This is a genomic window from Paenibacillus sp. FSL K6-3182 (assembly GCF_037976325.1).
Classification (GTDB): Bacteria; Bacillota; Bacilli; order Paenibacillales; family Paenibacillaceae; genus Pristimantibacillus.
Genome location: NZ_CP150265.1, coordinates 7,274,603 through 7,290,370, shown reverse-complemented (window position 1 = coordinate 7,290,370; position 15,768 = coordinate 7,274,603). Strand labels below are relative to the sequence as shown.

The window sequence follows — 15,768 nt, the reverse complement described above, 5'->3', positions numbered from 1 at the left end:
TGAGAAAAGAGGCTGATACGATGAGCACAAAACATTATTTTGCGATATGGGTAGTTATCCTGTTTTTCGAATTGGGGTATCTGTTCGATTTAACCCATCGTGTGCATGATACTGAAGATACTCTAGTAATTATTGTTGTCATCGCCGTTACGCTTGTTGTGGGCAATACCTTCATAAGAAGTGTGAAAAAATAATGGCTCAGTCCGAATAGAGGGAATTGTATGGTAAGCAAGGTAGTATCAGTGCTGCTGGGATTTCTATTTTATCGCTCTCCTGTATTTAAGTTCTCAGAGGACGAGGTCAATGAATATGAAAGATTGTATTCCGATGCTGTCCGCAATAAATCTGAAATAATGTACGCCAGCACATTTCCCAAATTCCGTTTTGTTCAGTATATTGCAATGACGAAACCAGTCATAATGCACGGGTCAAATCATAAAAATATTGAACAATTCGAGTTAAGAAAGCAGACGCTTTTTAACGGTAAATATGTAGAAGCCATATTTGGCACAAAAGATGGCATTTGGCCGTTGTTTTATGCGGTATTTGATCGGAGTAAAGTGGTTGGCAACTTTCGAAATGCTTGTTTAAAAGTGAAGGCATGTCAGAACTATTATTTCTTCTCTATCACTAGCGAGACTAAGAATAAAGCACCTTGGACGAGCGGAATGGTGTACATTTTACCACAGGATACGTTCAAAATGGTTAGTCATTCTGTCGTGTCTTTTGAGGAGTGGATTAGTGAATCGCCGGTGCTGCCTATTACAAAAATAGAGGTAGATCCCCAAGATTTTTACTTCATAGATAAGGTTGCAAGCCATAAAGCAGAGGAATCGCTATTTATCTCATGGATTTTCTATAAACGCAGAGTTAAGCGGAATGTGAAGGTGCTTTCATGACAATTATACATATGGAAGGTGCAAGTGCAGTTGGCAAGACGACCACCTCAAGCGCGTTAGCATTAAAATACGGTGGTTATCATATTCCCGAAGTGAATACGTTGTGGAAACGCCCAGAAATCGAGTATCCTGAATGGTTTTTTGAGCGTCAGCTTGATCGCTTTAGAATAGCACAGGAGAAGAGTAAGGCGCATCGTTTCGTTGTTATTGATATCGATCTATTTCAGCCTTTCTGGTACAACTGGGCTTTTGGGTTTACTCTCTTTGGCGGACAGTCGCTTGAGTTCCTAACGGATTATTTCCGTAAGCAATTGCTTGCCCGTAAGCTTGGCTTTCCAGATAAGTATTACCTATTGAACATAAATGAGGCTGAGCTGCGTAAACGCAAAGAGGGTGATGCAACTAGGGGGCGCAGCGGGTTTGAAATGAATTTAACATTTATTGAACCGCAAAGGCACTATTTTGAAGCCTTAAATTCATTTATTCCGGGTTTGGTCAGTTTCATTGAATCCGTATCGATTGAAAATAATGTACAACAAATTGTTGAGACAATGCCCTCAAGACCCCAAGAACACACGTATTCTGTAGAGTTGTTTGATTTTATGATCAGTTGGCTTCACGAAAATAAGGCTTCTGATTTTCTAAAAGGATAAGGGAGGTTGGGTGTTAATATGGAGCTATTGTATGACCGGTTTGTAATAAGCGATGATAAATCAATGCTTAATATCGACACCATATGCAGCTTTTTAGCTAGGAGCTACTGGGCGAATAAAAGATCATTGGAAGTAATAGAAAAATCTATAAATAACTCGGTCTGCTTTGGCGTTTATGATGGGGACAAGCAGATTGGTTTTGCTCGTGTAGTGACGGACTTTGCGACTATGTATTACCTATGCGACGTTTTTGTCGATGAGGAATATAGAGGCACCGGGCTAGGGAAGAAATTAGTAGAAGTGATAACCGAGCAGTTTGAAGGAATGATGGGTCTGCTTGGTACGCTCGATGGTCATGGACTATACGAAAAGTATGGCTTTATGAAAAACACGGAACGTTTTATGAATAGAAGGCCTCGCTAACAAACGGATACTCTATAAATACAGAGTTAAGCGGAGCACGAAGGTGCTTTCATGACGATATTTTACGGTATGAGACAACACGCCATTTGAGGGAGCCCATAAGGGCTCTTTTTTTTTCACTGGGCGCAAACATCGCAAGTTAGGCCAAACCATTCGCTTCTGTCATGATGAAGGAGAGTTATTAGCTTTATTTTCAAGCTTGCTCCTACGGACTATTCGCGTTATCTTGAGAGGTATGTCGAATCAATTTTTAAACAGATGAGAGCACTTGGGGGGCATATCGCGTGAACAAATGGATTAGAGGCTTAACTCCAGAAACGTTCAAAAACAGAATATTGATGGCTTTTTTGCTGCTAGTGCTAGCTCCATTCGTTTTATTAGTTATTTATAATTTCAGTGAAACGGAAAGAGTTCTGCAGGAGGAAGCCTCCGCCAAAAACGAGGATCAGCTTCTCGATATCGAGAAGTCTTTCCTAGATGTGCTCGGGCTTGTTATGAAGACAGGTCTGCTATTAGAACAGGATGACACCATCCGCTCGGTTATGAAAAATCCGGAGCTGAAAGATCCGCTAACGCGGAAGGAACTGGTGGAGAATAAGTTCGCAAGCATTGAGAACAGCTTCTTCCTGACTGGTGCAACGGTGTATTATACGCTGGTAGATAAACAAGGCTATGCCTATACCTCCTTTGCTCCTCGTGAGCCACTGAATTACTCCTCGATTACGAATGAAGCATGGGTAAAGATGCTTTCCTCCAATGAAGGGGAAAGCTCCATTTGGAATGCAAGCGATACCAATTATGTGAGTCCGGTTATTAAACCCAATCAAAATATGCTTAGTCTCTATCAGATGCTCCGCGATGAGAATCTCAAAGAGTACGCCTATGCCCGTATCAGCATCGATTATGAGCAATGGTTCAACAAGGTGATGAGAGATAGGCAGCGCGAAGGCATTTATTATTTATTGGATCATACAGGAAAATCAATGGTGCAGTCCGATGCCGATGAAGCGATTGATCCTGCCATTTTATCAGCGATGCTCGAAGTAAAAGAGCCATCGGCATCCGCTTCCATTGTTAGCCAAGATGAGAAGGTATTGTATACGTTCAGCCGTATTGCCCAGTTAAATGGATTTATTGTGAAGAAAGTACCCTTGTCCTTGCTGTTTGAAGAAGTGGAAACGTTGAAAAAACGCTTTTTCGCCATCTTCGGGTTGATTACGCTTGTGTTTGTCATGATGACCTATTTTATTTCTTCAACGATTACTGTTCCGCTAAAAACGCTGCAGCGAAAGATGGAGATATCGGTCAAGACTAACCTCAAAGTAAAGCTGCCAGAACAAGGGCGAGGTGAAATTCTTGCACTCACGCGAAGCTTCAATACCATGATTGACGATATAAATGGCTTAATGGAACGGCTTCAATTAGAGGAACGTCAGAGGCAGATCGTCCGCTTTCAGGTTCTCTTATCTCAAATGAACCCGCATTTTCTTTTGAATACGCTTAATGTTATTAAAAGCATAGCGCTTGAGAAGGATGAGGATGACATTTATGAAATTTGTGTTTCGCTTGGAAAAATATTAGAGACGACATTGAATGTAGAGGTCGACCTTATATTGCTGAAAGATGAGATTGCGCTTATCGATTCCTATATGCGCATACAAAGCGCTCGCTTCGGTGGGCATATTACAGTCAGCTATGAGCTAAGTGACGAGCTAAACTTTGCACTGGTTCCGAAATTCTGTCTTCAGCCTTTGGTAGAAAACGCCATTATACATGGGTTTGGAGGGAGACGGAGTGACGGCCGAATTGAAATCAAAGCAGAGGCGAGACATGATCTTTTGTATCTTGAAGTGGCGGACAATGGAGTAGGGGTAGAACGTGCCAAAGAGAAGAAGGTGTTCCGTAAGCGGAAAAGCATCGGTATTCAAAATATTCGAGAAAGCTTGGAGCTTCTTTTCAAAAATCAGAGTACAGGCTTGTCCCTTGCCTCATCAGAAGAGGGAACAAAGGTAATGATGCATCTCCCTCTATTATTATCGAAACCCTATTTAAAGGAGGCTGACAGCGATGTGGACCGTATTGATCGTTGATGATGAACAGCATGCAAGAGCGAGTCTCAGCAAGCTGATGAGCAAAGCTAATCTTCCTTTTGAAATTATAGCGACTGCTAATGACGGCGAGGAAGCGTTGCAGGCGATTCGAGAATTACAGCCGGACGTGGTCATTTCGGATATTGATATGCCCATGATGGATGGAGTAGAGCTGCTGAAATCTGTCAGGAAAGAAGGGCTTGATTGCCGATTCGTTATGCTTACCTGTATGAATGAGTTCGAGTATGCAAGGCAGTCGCTGGAGTTCGGAGCGTCCAGCTATTTACTTAAGCTTTCAATGGATGTGAGCGGGTTGAAGCAGGCACTTGAGAAGGTAACCCTTGAACTAGAACAGCGAGAGCAATTAAGAAAAGCAGCCAAGTGGTTTCCGAAGAAGAATACATCTGAACCTACGGATCATCCAGAGATGAATAAAATTATTCGCCATATTGAGGAGCATTACGCTGAGGAAATCACATTAAAACGTGCAGCTGAGCTCATCTCTATGGATGCAAGCTATGTGAGTGATTTGTTTAAGAAAAAAACGAGCCAAACCTTTATTCACTATGTACAGAACCGCCGAATCGAGGCAGCAAAGATGCTGCTTGAGGAAACAAGCCAATCGATAGGTGAGATTGCAAGGCAAGTAGGATTCGAGAATGACAACTATTTTATTAAAATATTTAAACGATGGTGTGGCATGACGCCAAGTGAATATCGCAAAGAGCAAAATAAATGATCCAAAGAATGTATCATGAATCGCCAAATATCGTTCCTTACCCCGCGAAATGCCCGGTGATAAGATTTAACTAAGCAATTAATCAAGTTTGTAGGGGGCAAAGAAATGAAAAGAAACAGAATGTTGATCAGTGCTCTTTCTCTTATTCTTGTCGTGGTTCTGATCGCTGGATGCGGTGGGAACAACAAAAATAATGTTTCGGGGACACCAACAAACAACGGCGCCACAACAACCAAAAAGATTAAGCTTACGCTATGGGGCGGCGTACCTCCTGAAGCGGGACCTCAAGCGGTTGTTGACGCATGGAATGCCGAGAATCCAAATGTACAAGTGGAATATGTTCGGTTCGTTAATGATGATGCGGGCAACTTAAAGCTGGATACTGCTTTGCTTGCTGGGCAAGATGCAGATATTTATATAAACTACACCCTCTCTCGCCTTCAAAAGAGAATAGATGCAGGTGTAGCCGTAGATATGAGCGCAAAGACGGATTACAACATTGATGAGCAAATGGGTCCTGAAGCTAAGCAATGGATGATTAATGACAAGTATTACGGCATGCCTACAAAGAAAAACATGGCGTTCATCTGGTTGAACAAAGATATGCTTGATGCGGCAGGTCTGCCTATTCCTCCGCTAGATTGGACGTGGTCCGATTTACAGGAATATGCACTAAAATTGAAACAACCTAATGTATGGGGCTTGCTCCAGCATGATGCTGCATTTACTACGCAATTCGATGGCACGATCGGTGGAGACGGGTATGTGAAAGCAGACGGCACATCGAACTTCGATAATGCTTATTGGAAACAGGGTTTTGAAATTTTGCACAACATGATGTTCAAGGATAAATCAACTCCGGAATATGGCGAGCAGCTGACCAGCAAGATGCCGGTGGATACGATGTTCCTAAAAGGCGAGACAGCGATGCTGACAGCTGGTGAATTTATATTCCGTAATGCGAACAATCTAGTCGATTTCCCGCATGATTTCAAAATTGCTTTTGCACCAATTCCGCGTATCTCCAAGGATCAAACCAACTTCAAATATCCAGGCGGATTGGGCGACGTGATTTCGGTTAACGCGAAATCCAAAAATCAAGAAGCGGCTTGGGAATTTGTGAAATGGTACGCTGATGGCGGAATGCTGCCAATGGCTCCGGGCGGACGTATTCCGTCATCCAAAAGTGTAGACAGCACGGAAGCGATCGATTTGCTCCTAAAAGGGTATGAAGAAAATTATGATCGGGATTCTCTAAACAAAGTGGTATTCGGCAAATTCGATTCATTCCAGCTTAACGTGCCTCAGCAAGTGATCGATGCGCGCAAAGAAGAATATGAGAAGTATTTCCTCAATAAGCAAGATATCGACACGACGTTGAAAAATATGGCAGAGCGGCACAACGAATTCATCAAGAAATAAGCTGCGTAAAGAAAGTAAGAAGGAGCAGCCTTGTCCTTCTTACTTTTTTTTACGGGTGAACGAAGAAAGGCGGGTTGTTATGAGTAAAACGAGCTGGATGCGCAAGCAAAGCTGGTTGGGTTATGTGTTTATTCTTCCGAATATGTTGGGCGTACTATTGTTTTTTGTCGTACCTGCGTTATTTTCCTTTGGACTGATTTTTACCGATTATCAATTTTCCAATCCAAATGTCTCGTTCACGGGAATGGACAATATAAAGCGAATGTTCCAGGATGATCAGTTTTATAATGCGATTAAGAATACGGCGATATTCCTTCTTTCTGTTCCAGTATCGCTTGGACTATCCTTTGTCGTCGCTCTCGTTCTGAATAAGAATGTATATCTGAAAGGGCTGCTGCGGGGGATGTTTTTTCTTCCCTATATTTCTAGCGGTGTAGCTGTTGCATTCGTTTGGATGCTCTTGTTTCAACCCTCTCAAGGGCCCATCAATGAAATACTTCGCTGGATTGGCATTGTATCGCCGCCAGGCTGGTTCGCTGATACCGAGACTGCAATGTATGCGATTGACATCATACAGATATGGTTCTTGTTAGGCTACAACATGATTATTTACCTTGCTGCGCTTCAAGAAGTATCGCCTGAGCTGCTGGAAGCAGCGAAGATAGACGGTGCAAAGAGCCGGACTGTCACGTGGCGAATTGTATGGCCGCTTGTTAGTCCGACTACCTTTATGCTGCTCATTACTGGTTTAATCATGACGATGAAATCCTTCTCCATCATTCAAGCGATTACACAGGGCGGTCCGAGCGGAAGCACGACGATCTTGTCGCTATACATTTACAAAACAGCCTTCAGCTATTATGAAATGGGTTATGCTTCAGCGATATCATGGTTCTTATTCGCTATTATTATGGGGATAACCGTCATTCAATGGATTAGCCAGAAGCGCTGGGTCCACTATTAGAAAGGGGAGTTTTCAATGAACAATCTAGTCAGCTCTGTCAAAACCAAGATGCCGTTAACTGTACTCATGCTCATTTGCGGCGTGTTCATGATACTTCCGTTTCTATGGATGGTCAGCACGTCCCTGCAGAGTCCAAGCGAAGTATTTACAAGATGGCTGCCCTCTAAGCTTGATTGGAGAAGCCATGAACGAATTTGGACAGGTGACTATAACTTTATCACCTATTATTTGAATTCACTTAAAATCTCCATTATTAGCACAGTCGGCGCAGTGTTTCTGTCCGCATTCGCTGCTTACGGTTTTGCGAGAATCGAGTTTAGAGGCAGGAATGCCATGTTTCTCGTCTACTTGTCTATGATGATGATACCGCCACAGGTTATTTTTGTTCCGAAGTTCATCATGTTTAACTGGATGCATATATACAATACGCATTGGGCGCTTATATTGCCGGGCTTGTTCTCGATTTTTGGCGTGTTTATGCTAAGGCAATTTTTTATGAGCATTCCGAAGGAAATTACGGAATCTGCTTTTATAGACGGTGCCGGCCATTTTCGAATTTTCTTTAAGCTTGTTCTGCCTTTAGCGAAGCCGGCACTAGCTACCTTTACGATTATCGACTTCTCGTGGCACTGGAATGACTTTGAGAACGCGCTCGTATTTTTATCCAGCCCCAATTTATATACGATTCCGCTTGGCTTGCAAAATTTTATTTTGGAAAATAACGTCGATTACAACGGCATGATGGCTGCGGCAACCGCTGCGATTGTCCCTATGATCCTAATTTTTATCATCGGTCAAAAATATATTATCCAGGGCATATCCGGCTCTGCCGTTAAGGGCTGATCACTCACAAAGAAAAGGAGCGTTATGATATGAGATCTGAAATTATAAAGACAGAAGTAACCGTCATTGGTGGCGGGCTCGCCGGCGTTTGCGCTGCCATTGCTGTGGCAAGACTGGGACAGAGAGTATCCTTGGTACAGAACCGACCTGTCTTGGGCGGCAACTCCAGCAGCGAGGTGCGCGTTTGGGTATGCGGCGCTACAGGGCATGGCGTGAATCGTTATGCCAGAGAAACGGGTATTATGGGTGAATTGTTTGTAGAAAATCAGTATCGCAATCCTGACGGCAATCCTTATCTTTGGGATCTGATCGTATTAGAGGCCGTTAAAGCGGAGAAAAACATCGAGCTATTCCTCAACACGGATGTACATGAGGTTGAGGCAACAGGCTCAGAGGTGGATCGTCAGATCCATTCCGTGACAGGCTGGATGATGGGATCTGAACGCAAAATTCGCTTCGAGAGCAAAATGTTTTTAGATTGCACCGGAGACGGTCTGGTCGGTTTTCTAGCAGGAGCAAAGTTTCGAATTGGACGGGAAGCGCATCATGAATTTAAGGAGGATTGGGCTCCTGAAGTTGCGGATGACATCACGCTCGGAAGCACGATTTTATTTTATACAAAGGATGCAGGCCAGCTAGTCAAATATATCCCGCCAAGCTTTGCCAAGGATATTTCCCAAACCTCCATACCGGTACGCCGGGTAATGCGAAGCGGAGATTCGGGCTGCCACTACTGGTGGATTGAATGGGGCGGGGAGCTGGATACCGTTCATGAGAACGAGAGAATACGGGATGAGTTGTGGTCCGTTATTTATGGAATCTGGGATTATATTAAAAACTCAGGAAAGTTTGAAGCGGATAATATGACTCTGGAATGGGTAGGATCTCTTCCAGGCAAACGGGAATACAGGAGATTTGTTGGCGACTATATCCTCAATCAGAATGATATCGTGGCGCAGGAGCAATTTGAGGATCGAGTAGCGTTCGGCGGCTGGTCCATCGATTTGCATCCGCCAAAGGGAATGTATGCGGAAGAGAGCGGCTCCAAACACTTCCATGCAGATGGTACGTACCATATTCCGTTCCGTTCGCTGTATTCCAGCAACGTTAATAATTTATTGTTCGCCGGCAGAAATGTTAGTGCGACACATGTTGCTTTTGGCACGACTAGAGTGATGGCTACCTGTGCGGTAATGGGAGAAGCGGCTGGGACGGGAGCTGCCCTCTCTGCTATGAAGGGAATTACACCAAGAGAGCTAAGTCAGTCTCATCTTGCAGAGCTGCAGCAAACACTCATTAGACAAGATGCTTCCATTATTGGTATTCGCAATGAGGATGCTGGCGATCTGGGGAGAAGCGCCAAAGCAGCTGCTTCGAGTATGATGAGAAACGTGCATATAGATGATGCGTCTAAGGTTTATTCTTTACTGAATCCGGTTGGAATAACATTCCCGGTCACATCGGAGCTAAACAAGCTGTCTCTGCTTGTTGATGCTTTGGCGAATACAGAAATGACGATTGAAATACATTCTACCGGAAAAAAAGAAAACTATATTCCAATGGGACTTATCTCCAAGCATACCGTGAAAGTAACGCAGGGAACGAAGCAGTGGGTTGATTTTGCGCTTGATTATAAGGCGGTGGAAGCGATCAATTTATTCGTTGTGATTCAGTCGAACCCGGAGCTGCAATTGTACACGTCTGAAACGCCGCTTTACGGTGTGTTGTGCTTCGAGAATAAGATTGATTTATCCGCTGATTTCTCCAGTTTCTTCGATACGCAGCAGACCATGGCTTGGCAAATGAAAGGGCTTCACAGAACACCTTTCTGCTTCAAGGCATTCCCTGAGACTACAGCATACGAAGCAGTATCTGCTATTGATGGCTACACAAGACCTTATGGCGGTCCTCATACATGGGTTTCTAATCGAATGGAGAGCAATAAGCCAGAGTGGCTTTCTCTTGAGTGGGATTCCTCTGTTTTCATATCCAATATTCATATTACCTTCAATGATGATGTGAATGAGGATCTAATCAACCTGCACCATCATAGAACGCCATTTGAAGTTATTCCTGAGCTGGTGAAGGATTATCGAATTGAGGCTTTTGTCGATGAGCAGTGGAAGGTATTGCTGCGTGAGACGGATAATAGAAAACGTAAACGGACGCATCAGTTGGAGCCTATCCGCACCAATAAGATCCGCGTTGTAATTGAAGCTACAAATGGATGCCCTTATGCAGAAGTTGTTGAAATACGGGCTTATGAGTAGTCGTGCTGTGGTGCGCTTAGCAGGACTTTAATTGAATTTTTAAAAAATAAGCTAATTCATGGCAGCTTTAGCCACCGTGAATTAGCTTATTTTTTATTTTTATCCGTTCTTTCATAAAATCTTTCTCCAGTACTAGGGTTAAACCATACTTGCTGCTGAACGCCCGTTGTCGGATCAATAAATATTTCATTCGTTTTCTGGAAACCAGCTGGAGGCTGAAGCGTGCGTTGCTTTAGCCGCCTACGGCGATATATAAACGTACTAATAATAGCGATAATAATAACCAACAATTGAAGGGCGAAGTAAATGCTCATGAAATAGGGCATCGCTAATTTTTCTCAGCCACAACTGCAGTACCATAAGCGACGATCTCAGACATCGTTTGTCCGATTTCACCAGAGTCAAATCGCATCATCACGATTGCATTTGCTCCCATGGCATGTGCATTTTGAATCATACGGTCTATAGCGACCTTACGGGCATCTTCAATCATTTCTGTATATTCTTTAATTTCTCCACCGAATATGCTTCGCACAGAGGCTGTAATATTTCCTCCAAGGCCCCGGCTTCTTACTACGACACCAAATGTGTGGCCTATTACTTTATCAATATGATAGCCAGGAATATTTTCTGTAGTGACAACTAACATTTTGGTTCCTCCCATTCTAATTATGTACTGAACATAACATGCTTATCTTAACAAAATCATTATTGCATCCTTCTTGCGATATAGAAGTCATATCAACTAAAATTATAGTATCACTCATTCCAATAATATCCAATGGAAATATATATAAAATGAGGAGGCTAGTACTATGATTTATGTTGTTAGGCATGGGAAAACCGATTTGAATAAAGAAGAAGGGGAATGCCTGATAACGGGAAAATTTTAAAATTTGCATCGGATAATGGCGATTATAAAGTGTATTCAATCCATTTGCGTGATTAGAAAAGAGGATCATTACCGTTACCGAATTAGGGCTTGGCTGGGATGAGCTCCTGTAACTTATTACCTTATTTACACGTCATAGCAGTCAAAGGGGCGATGTTATGAGGAAAATGATTATGATCGTTTGTATGATTTGTTTAGCCGTTACAGGCTGTGCTTATGGCGGCGGTTCGAGCGAAAGAAACGAAGAAACGATAACATTGGATCAAATAAAGAGTGTATTTGAAAGACATGGCATCTCGTTAACCGCAAAAACCGATATAAACCCGGGTGCTGTATTTTCTAGAGCCTATAACGATATAAAGCCGGAGCAATTCAACTATAATACGAGTCAAAGTATTAGTATTTATATTTATTCATCAAGCAAAGAGGCTGAAAAAGGCTTAGAGGATTTTGCTAATAGCTGGGCAGCGGCGGATTTGGCGTCTTATCGTTCCCACCATGTAGCCAATGTATTGTTTTTTTACGGAGCGGAAACGACATTGGGAGAGGAACACATCACGATGGCGATCGAGGAGTTAAAAGCTCTGACGAAGAAATAGGTTAGAATGCATATAAAACAGCCCACCATAGGATAAGAAGGTGGACTGTTTTTTTTGTGCATTCCGTTCATTTTCATTTATTTCGTCGTACTATCAACCTCTAGATTAACGGCAATAATGCCGTATGCTTGAGGCTCCTCGGCCGATGCGCCAAACCAAAGCTCACCGTCTCCGACCATCACACCTAGATCGCGAACGAACAAATCATCCACCTTCTGCGCGGCTAGCGCATCCTTCACGGGTTTGGTCATAATGGCATCATATTTCTCTATAAACTCTGCTTTGGATGTAATCTCCATCGATGTTTTTCCGTTTACTCGAAGCGGCAGCAGCACTAGGTCTGCAACGGCTTCTTTATCACCTGCGGCAACAGCTGTCTTAACCGCTTCAAACATTTTGATAAAAGCTTTAGGATCCGTAATGCCAGCAGCGGCGAAGGGGTTATCCTTCTCTGAAGCAGCATTTGTTTCTTCGGTTTGATTAGCGGGAGCGATTGCAGCGGAATCTGGATTAGGCTGAGCACCCATTTCACTCGTTCCTGTTTGACTGCAGCCAGCTAATAAAGTCATCGTTATGCCAAAAGCGGCGAAAGCCGCAAAACCTTTCCGCCTTTTATTCTTACGCGGTATTGTTGTCATCTCATTCAGCATGAGAAGCCTCCTTCATGAAGGGCTTGTATAATCCGGCCCATCAGTTATGTCTCCATGTTATTTTAAACGAGTTGTCCTAATCTCAATCATAAATCCCCCAAATAATGCATCAGCGTCGTCCTAGTTTCCCTTTGCGTTTCAATAGAAGGAATACGGTGACGATAACAGCGGCAGCAACGATGGGAATAATAATAAAATAAACCATGTTAGTCATCTTCTTATATTCATCTATCGCTTCAAGATCGTAACTTGCAAGCGATATTGCTTTTGTTCCTCCGCACCAAGTATCAGTCGCTATTTCGCCTGCTTCATACTTGTATAAGTAATTTTTCTTTGTTGTTTGATAAGCATATACAAGATAATCTGTGCCTTCAGTAAATTCGCTGCCAGCCGTCGTGACAATGGTTACTTTATCGCTGGAGGTGCCTTTTAATGTTGATTTCACCTCAAAGGTTGTCCTGCTTTTGGGATTCATACCGGCTGATTCCTCATAGGAGGTTTCCATAGCTTTAGCGATATATACAAAATCATGTTTTTTAAACAATTGCTTGGGTGCATCGCTCTCGGCACAAGACCATGCGAAGCTTTTGGACGGTGCTATCGTTAGAGATAGGGATATGAATACGATTATAAGGAGAAGAGAACGGATTATTTTCATTACGCTATGCCTCATTTCTTTCTAATCCATCCGTTATTTTAAAATAGTACCCAGCGTTTCTGCATCCTCTTTCGACGTTTTATTATAAGAATGAATGCCGCTTATATAAATCTCAGCAATGTCGTTCGTAAACCAAACCTCATATAGTACCGCTTTTGCTTCTGACCCATCGGTAGGTTGGAAATGAACTTTATAATCGGCTGGTCTTGTCATTAGGAATTTAACTTCTTCCCATTCGCCTTTGTTTAAAATGTTCCTCACAGTAGAAACAGACTTCTCATCGTTTATTTCCTTATGATCGTCGTATTGGTTTTCCATGCCAACTCTTTTGGTAATGATTAATGTATCGCTTGATTTCGACAACGATTCCGTCAGGTGATCTTTGTTCGTCTGTTCTGTATGAGTGGTTAAGCTGTTGTTCGCTCCGGAGCTTTCGCAGCTTGCCAGCCCAAACATGATAAGTAAGAATGTAAGTAGAAGACCATATCTCAACAAATGCACCTCCCCTTCATATAACCTACTGACTGTTAATAAGTGGAAAAAGTTGCATATGAGTCACACTAAAAAGCCGAATTGGAATTATATTTCCACAATGACACTTGTGTTGGCCTTATATAATGTGTTATATTACTACAAAATTAATTATCGGATCACGCCAGTGAAGAGAATCCAACTCGGAGGCGTTCTCGTCAAGGGGAGGGAAGCACCTTCCCCCTAAGTTTACCGGGTCCGCCCGTTATCGCGGAACAAAGAGGATTAGACAGTGCGTCTGTTTAATCAATTTGGGTGGCACCGCGAGTAAAAAACGCTCCTCGTCCCATTGGGATGGAGGGCGTTTTTTGTGTTTTTCTAATGAAAAGGAGCGCGGTTAGCATGTTGGACATGAAATGGGTTAGGCAAAATCAAGAGCAGGTACAGACGATTGCGAATCAGAAGGGGATTCAGATTTCTATTGCAGAGCTGATGCTCTGGGACGAGAAGAAACGTCAGCTAATGCAGGAATCGGAAGCTTTACGGGAAATTCGCAACAAGCTCTCGAATCTTATCGGCACACTAGTGAGGCAGAATGCTCAAGCTGAAGTGGAAGAAACGAAGCATAAGGTCAAGGAAACAAATGAGAAGCTGGGCGCAGTGGAAGCAGAGCTTGCGATAGTAGAGCAGCATGCAGCTGAGCTCATGGCGTTGGTACCTAATATCGTATCGCCAGACACGCCAGATGGACGATCGGACGCAGACAATATAGAGCAAAAGCGTGTTGGCGAAGCCCCGAGTTTTCCTTTTGAACCAAAGGATCATATGGCGCTGGGTGATCTGCACCAAATGATTGATGTGCAGCGAGGTGTGAAGGCAGCAGGCAGCCGTAATTATTACTTGAAGGGGGCAGGCGTTTTGCTCCATCGTGCCGTGCAGCAGCTGGCTGTCGATTTGCTGCTGAGAAAAGGCTTCACACTGCTGGAAGTACCATTAATGGTCCGCACCGAAGCGATGAAGCATACTGGCTTTTTCCCGCTTGGTGAGGATCAGACCTACCGGATTGCAGGCGAGGATAAATGGCTGGTAGGCACCTCGGAGGTACCTATGGTTACCTATTACGCGGACGAAATTATAGAGGTAGGAGAGCCAATCAAGCTGGCTGCTGCATCGGTATGCTTCCGCAGCGAGGTCGGCTCGGCTGGCAGAGATGTTCATGGTCTATACCGTGTACATCAGTTTGCCAAGGTCGAGCAGGTTATTTTGTGCGAGGCTGATCCGGCGTTGTCGGAGTCGCTGCTGCAGGAAATAACGGCTAATGCCGAGGAACTGCTTCAATGCCTTGAGCTGCCCTATAGAGTCATGGCAGTATGTACTGGCGATATGTCGCAAAAAACGTATAAGCAATACGATATTGAGACATGGATGCCAAGCAGGCAGGCCTACGGGGAGACGCATTCGTCGTCGAACCTGCATGATTTTCAAGCACGCCGCTCGAATATACGGTACCGTGCAGAGGATGGCTCGTTAAAATATTGCCATACGCTCAACAACACAGCAGTGGCTAGCCCGCGTATTCTCATTCCACTGCTCGAAAATCATCAGCTGGCAGACGGCTCGATCCGAATTCCAGCAGCGCTGCAGCCTTATATGAGAGGGCTGGAGCAAATAGCTATTAATGAATAAATTGAAAATGCGGTAAGGAGATGCTCAGCAGCATTTCCTTATCGCATTTTTTTGTTCTATTTACTTTGAAAATGAAAAAAGGTTACTCGATTAGGGACAAAGCTAATAATTTGTTATGTGAGTGATGTATTTGTTATATGGAAACGCTTACCTTGGAGCTATACTTCAACTATCCGGTTGTAGTACATGAAGTGAAGAGCGGGATTTATTTACTAGGGGGGAAAAGCATTGAAGAAGAGAGGGGTGCGCTTTGGATGCCCCGGTTGAAGGGGCGTGGGATATGGTCATTGAGGAAGCCAACGCATCAAGGTGCGGAGTGGATGGCTGAAGAATATGGAACTAGGGGAGTTTGGCGTCTATCGCACGGCAGACATGGCTTCCCGAGTGGTTTGGACGGAGACCGTACGCTTGGATGCAGAGCGACCAAGCATGCCTTAGGCCTACTGGGAATTCGGTGCCACCTTTGGTTTATATAATCGCACAACAAAAGAATGGAACAAAGAGCTAGT

At 43.6% G+C, this 15,768-nt stretch carries 18 protein-coding genes; 13 read left to right on the top strand and 5 right to left on the bottom strand.

Annotation, left to right across the window (positions count from 1 at the left end):
• Positions 1–20: 20 nt before the first annotated feature.
• From MHH56_RS31870 to MHH56_RS31825, 10 genes are all read left to right on the top strand, one after another.
• Positions 21–194: a hypothetical protein gene (locus tag MHH56_RS31870; RefSeq protein WP_339205526.1), complete on the top strand. Its 174-nt coding sequence runs from the start codon at positions 21–23 to the stop codon at positions 192–194.
• 27 nt (positions 195–221) lie between these two features.
• The gene (locus tag MHH56_RS31865) at positions 222–899 is read left to right on the top strand and encodes a hypothetical protein (protein ID WP_339205525.1); all 678 of its coding nucleotides are present in this window, start codon (positions 222–224) and stop codon (positions 897–899) included.
• A complete protein-coding gene (locus MHH56_RS31860) occupies positions 896–1,552 on the top strand; it encodes a hypothetical protein (protein WP_339205524.1) in 657 nt (218 codons plus the stop codon). Before MHH56_RS31865 ends, MHH56_RS31860 begins: the two co-directional genes overlap by 4 nt.
• A gap of 18 nt (positions 1,553–1,570) precedes the next feature.
• Positions 1,571–1,975, top strand: a complete 405-nt coding sequence (locus tag MHH56_RS31855) for a GNAT family N-acetyltransferase (RefSeq protein ID WP_339205523.1) — start codon at positions 1,571–1,573, stop codon at positions 1,973–1,975.
• A gap of 284 nt (positions 1,976–2,259) precedes the next feature.
• Positions 2,260–4,065, top strand: coding sequence for a histidine kinase (locus MHH56_RS31850; RefSeq protein ID WP_339205522.1), 1,806 nt, complete (start codon positions 2,260–2,262; stop codon positions 4,063–4,065).
• Entirely contained in the window at positions 4,043–4,804 is a 762-nt protein-coding gene (locus MHH56_RS31845) for a response regulator (protein ID WP_076266368.1), read from the top strand. The genes MHH56_RS31850 and MHH56_RS31845 overlap by 23 nt, the downstream gene beginning before the upstream one ends.
• Positions 4,805–4,909: 105 nt before the next feature.
• Entirely contained in the window at positions 4,910–6,226 is a 1,317-nt protein-coding gene (locus tag MHH56_RS31840; RefSeq protein ID WP_339205521.1) for an extracellular solute-binding protein, read from the top strand.
• Positions 6,227–6,305: 79 nt separating this feature from the next.
• Positions 6,306–7,190: a sugar ABC transporter permease gene (locus MHH56_RS31835; protein ID WP_339205520.1), complete on the top strand. Its 885-nt coding sequence runs from the start codon at positions 6,306–6,308 to the stop codon at positions 7,188–7,190.
• A 15-nt stretch (positions 7,191–7,205) separates the two neighbouring features.
• Positions 7,206–8,033, top strand: a complete 828-nt coding sequence (locus MHH56_RS31830) for a carbohydrate ABC transporter permease (protein ID WP_076266365.1) — start codon at positions 7,206–7,208, stop codon at positions 8,031–8,033.
• 29 nt (positions 8,034–8,062) lie between these two features.
• On the top strand, positions 8,063–10,303 hold the full coding sequence (locus MHH56_RS31825) for an FAD-dependent oxidoreductase (RefSeq protein ID WP_339205519.1): 2,241 nt from the start codon (positions 8,063–8,065) through the stop codon (positions 10,301–10,303).
• A gap of 86 nt (positions 10,304–10,389) precedes the next feature.
• Here MHH56_RS31825 and MHH56_RS31820 read toward each other — a convergent pair whose 3' ends face one another.
• Positions 10,390–10,617 (bottom strand): hypothetical protein, encoded by a 228-nt coding sequence (locus tag MHH56_RS31820; RefSeq protein ID WP_339205518.1) that lies wholly within the window; start codon positions 10,615–10,617, stop codon positions 10,390–10,392.
• A gap of 14 nt (positions 10,618–10,631) precedes the next feature.
• On the bottom strand, positions 10,632–10,952 hold the full coding sequence (locus MHH56_RS31815) for a heavy metal-binding domain-containing protein (RefSeq protein WP_339205517.1): 321 nt from the start codon (positions 10,950–10,952) through the stop codon (positions 10,632–10,634).
• Positions 10,953–11,353: 401 nt separating this feature from the next.
• Here MHH56_RS31815 and MHH56_RS31810 point away from each other — a divergent pair, with 401 nt between their 5' ends.
• Positions 11,354–11,794: a hypothetical protein gene (locus MHH56_RS31810; RefSeq protein WP_339205516.1), complete on the top strand. Its 441-nt coding sequence runs from the start codon at positions 11,354–11,356 to the stop codon at positions 11,792–11,794.
• A 77-nt stretch (positions 11,795–11,871) separates the two neighbouring features.
• On the opposite strand, the gene MHH56_RS31805 is transcribed toward MHH56_RS31810, so the two are convergent.
• The 3 genes from MHH56_RS31805 to MHH56_RS31795 all read right to left on the bottom strand — a co-directional run bounded on the left by MHH56_RS31805 (position 11,872) and on the right by MHH56_RS31795 (position 13,594).
• Positions 11,872–12,444 carry a hypothetical protein gene (locus MHH56_RS31805; protein WP_339205515.1) on the bottom strand — a complete coding sequence of 191 codons (573 nt, stop codon included), beginning with the start codon at positions 12,442–12,444 and terminating at the stop codon, positions 11,872–11,874.
• Between the two features lie 109 nt (positions 12,445–12,553).
• The gene (locus MHH56_RS31800) at positions 12,554–13,102 is read right to left on the bottom strand and encodes a hypothetical protein (RefSeq protein ID WP_339205514.1); all 549 of its coding nucleotides are present in this window, start codon (positions 13,100–13,102) and stop codon (positions 12,554–12,556) included.
• Between the two features lie 33 nt (positions 13,103–13,135).
• A complete protein-coding gene (locus tag MHH56_RS31795; protein ID WP_339205513.1) occupies positions 13,136–13,594 on the bottom strand; it encodes a hypothetical protein in 459 nt (152 codons plus the stop codon).
• Positions 13,595–13,975: 381 nt separating this feature from the next.
• On the opposite strand from MHH56_RS31795, the gene serS reads away from it, so the two are divergent.
• Both serS and MHH56_RS31785 read left to right on the top strand, forming a co-directional pair.
• Entirely contained in the window at positions 13,976–15,259 is a 1,284-nt protein-coding gene (serS, locus tag MHH56_RS31790) for a serine--tRNA ligase (RefSeq protein ID WP_339205512.1), read from the top strand.
• Positions 15,260–15,396: 137 nt separating this feature from the next.
• Positions 15,397–15,735 (top strand): hypothetical protein, encoded by a 339-nt coding sequence (locus MHH56_RS31785; protein WP_339205511.1) that lies wholly within the window; start codon positions 15,397–15,399, stop codon positions 15,733–15,735.
• The last annotated feature ends 33 nt before the right edge of the window (positions 15,736–15,768 follow it).

Coding starts and splice junctions, on each gene's coding strand:
- MHH56_RS31815 (WP_339205517.1), bottom strand. CDS start 10,952: ATGTTAGTTGTCACTACAGAAAATATTCCTGGCTATCATATTGATAAA.
- serS (WP_339205512.1), top strand. CDS start 13,976: ATGTTGGACATGAAATGGGTTAGGCAAAATCAAGAGCAGGTACAGACG.
- MHH56_RS31835 (WP_339205520.1), top strand. CDS start 6,306: ATGAGTAAAACGAGCTGGATGCGCAAGCAAAGCTGGTTGGGTTATGTG.
- MHH56_RS31865 (WP_339205525.1), top strand. CDS start 222: ATGGTAAGCAAGGTAGTATCAGTGCTGCTGGGATTTCTATTTTATCGC.
- MHH56_RS31800 (WP_339205514.1), bottom strand. CDS start 13,102: ATGAAAATAATCCGTTCTCTTCTCCTTATAATCGTATTCATATCCCTA.
- MHH56_RS31870 (WP_339205526.1), top strand. CDS start 21: ATGAGCACAAAACATTATTTTGCGATATGGGTAGTTATCCTGTTTTTC.
- MHH56_RS31805 (WP_339205515.1), bottom strand. CDS start 12,444: ATGCTGAATGAGATGACAACAATACCGCGTAAGAATAAAAGGCGGAAA.
- MHH56_RS31825 (WP_339205519.1), top strand. CDS start 8,063: ATGAGATCTGAAATTATAAAGACAGAAGTAACCGTCATTGGTGGCGGG.
- MHH56_RS31860 (WP_339205524.1), top strand. CDS start 896: ATGACAATTATACATATGGAAGGTGCAAGTGCAGTTGGCAAGACGACC.
- MHH56_RS31820 (WP_339205518.1), bottom strand. CDS start 10,617: ATGAGCATTTACTTCGCCCTTCAATTGTTGGTTATTATTATCGCTATT.
- MHH56_RS31785 (WP_339205511.1), top strand. CDS start 15,397: ATGGAAACGCTTACCTTGGAGCTATACTTCAACTATCCGGTTGTAGTA.
- MHH56_RS31845 (WP_076266368.1), top strand. CDS start 4,043: ATGTGGACCGTATTGATCGTTGATGATGAACAGCATGCAAGAGCGAGT.
- MHH56_RS31810 (WP_339205516.1), top strand. CDS start 11,354: ATGAGGAAAATGATTATGATCGTTTGTATGATTTGTTTAGCCGTTACA.
- MHH56_RS31855 (WP_339205523.1), top strand. CDS start 1,571: ATGGAGCTATTGTATGACCGGTTTGTAATAAGCGATGATAAATCAATG.
- MHH56_RS31830 (WP_076266365.1), top strand. CDS start 7,206: ATGAACAATCTAGTCAGCTCTGTCAAAACCAAGATGCCGTTAACTGTA.
- MHH56_RS31840 (WP_339205521.1), top strand. CDS start 4,910: ATGAAAAGAAACAGAATGTTGATCAGTGCTCTTTCTCTTATTCTTGTC.